Genomic DNA, 1,895 nt, shown 5'->3' with positions numbered 1-1,895 from the left:
CGCAAAAAGCCATTTTCTTTTACAAATTTTTGTATTTTAGCAAAAGAAAAATGGCTTTTTGCTTGGTGTAGAGATTGTATAAGTACTTGATAATCAAAGTCCGCACTTCACAAAGCCGCAAACCGTTAGCACCAATTTTTAGAAACACTCAGCAACAACCGAGACGATGAAACTGAAAATGACAATTAATAAAATAAAATCCGTTGACAGCTTAACAATTGAAATGCCAGTTGACAAGGGACTTTATGCCTTGACCGGACAAAATGGAGCAGGGAAAAGCACTGTTGCCACTTGTGCATCAAGTGTTTTCTTTAATATGACAATGAAAGACTATTTTGGAGAAACATCCCCTGATTCTAAAATCGAGTTTGAATACAATGGTGCCAAGAAGATTTACCATAAAGAATATGGAAAATGGGTTTCAAAAAAAATAGGATATATCGAATTGAAAGGTTTTTATGAAGGGAGTTTAATTTTTGGAAATAGGTTTAGAAACACTAGCTATAATAATCTAAGAAAATTAGATAGGATTAGTTCTTCTCTGTTAAGACCTGCTTCTGATTTTATAAGAGAAAATTTGGGACTTATTCTTCATAACAATAAAAACTTTTATGAGAAACTGTTTAGTGTCAACCCTAGTTCAATTCGACACATTGGTAACTTCTACGGTGATATTTTCTATTATGAAATTAAAGGAAAGATTGTTAGTCAATTTCATATGTCCACAGGAGAAAACTTGTTGATAAGCATTCTTAACTCATTAAATATTAGAAATTCTGATAGGAGTACAATAAACATTCCTTGTATTCTCTTGCTTGATGAAATCGAACTAGCATTACACCCGTCATCGCTTAAAAGACTTGTAACATTTCTCAAGGAAATCTCAAATAGATATAATTATGCTGTATATTTTTCTACACATTCTCTTGAACTAATTAGTTCAATTAAACCCGATAATATTTATTTCTTAGACAGACACTCTGACCATTCGCTAGAGTTAATAAATCCTTGTTACCCCGCATATGCTACACGGATGCTCTACGACCATACAGGTTACGATTATATTATCCTTGTTGAAGATGATTTAGCAAGGGAAATTATCAAGAGACTGCTAAAACAAAATTCATTATGGGGTAATAAGTTGATTTATATTTTGCCCTGTGGAGGCTTTAGTAACGTCATTGATTTAGGACAAGAGGTTGTTGCAAGTAATTTGGTAGGTAAAACTTCTAATATAAATATCATTTTAGATGCTGATGTTAAAACACAGTCAGAAAATTACATTGCTAACAATGGCATATCAAATAATATTCCTTTAAACTATCTACCAATTGAAAGTTTGGAAAAATATCTGAAATCAAAGCTGTTTGATAATGTTGACCATAAATTATTCAGACAACTTAACGACTTTGTATTTCATCAGGTAAGTTTAAATCAAATTGTAGATGATTATAGAAATTCTGCTGAACACACCAAAGATTTGAATGGTAAAAAGCTTTACGAAAGAATTGACAATGAACTACGAGCAAGGAACAAAAGCAGAACGGAAATCATAGAAATGGTTGTTGACTACTTGACAGCAAACGACCAACCTAGAATTGAGAAAATAACATTATTTTTAAAGAAGCAACTTGAATAAAACTGGTGCTAACAAGGTATTGCCAAAAGCGGGGCTGAATGGCTTCGATTGGGCATTTGTGCAAGGTTCAACTTTCGTTCTTCAATTGAATTTTTGTGCTAAAAATCCCGCCTTCGGCAATACCCGAAACGTTGTCCGTAATATTTGAGGAGCGTTATCAAATTGAAGATTTTGCAAAATCGAATGTTTTTTTTGACCTCTACCCTTCTGATTTCTAAATTTTATGCCGAATAATTTCTGCGTGAAAATTTGAAAA

1 protein-coding gene is annotated in these 1,895 nt (G+C 32.7%); it reads left to right on the top strand.

All coding sequences use genetic code 11. The features are described 5' to 3' along the window. Positions 1–166 precede the first annotated feature (166 nt). Positions 167–1,639, top strand: coding sequence for an ATP-dependent nuclease (locus EIY84_RS11650; protein WP_124643367.1), 1,473 nt, complete (start codon positions 167–169; stop codon positions 1,637–1,639). Positions 1,640–1,895 lie beyond the last annotated feature (256 nt).

The organism is Amniculibacterium aquaticum (genome assembly GCF_003852705.1).
GTDB classification, from domain to species: domain Bacteria; phylum Bacteroidota; class Bacteroidia; order Flavobacteriales; family Weeksellaceae; genus Amniculibacterium; species Amniculibacterium aquaticum.
The sequence above is the reverse complement of the archived record's forward strand: the minus strand, read 5'-3'. Positions and strand labels throughout refer to the sequence as shown.

What these genes read in the sequence shown, in the direction of transcription:
- EIY84_RS11650 (WP_124643367.1), top strand. Translation starts at nt 167, where the DNA reads ATGAAACTGAAAATGACAATTAATAAAATAAAATCCGTTGACAGCTTA.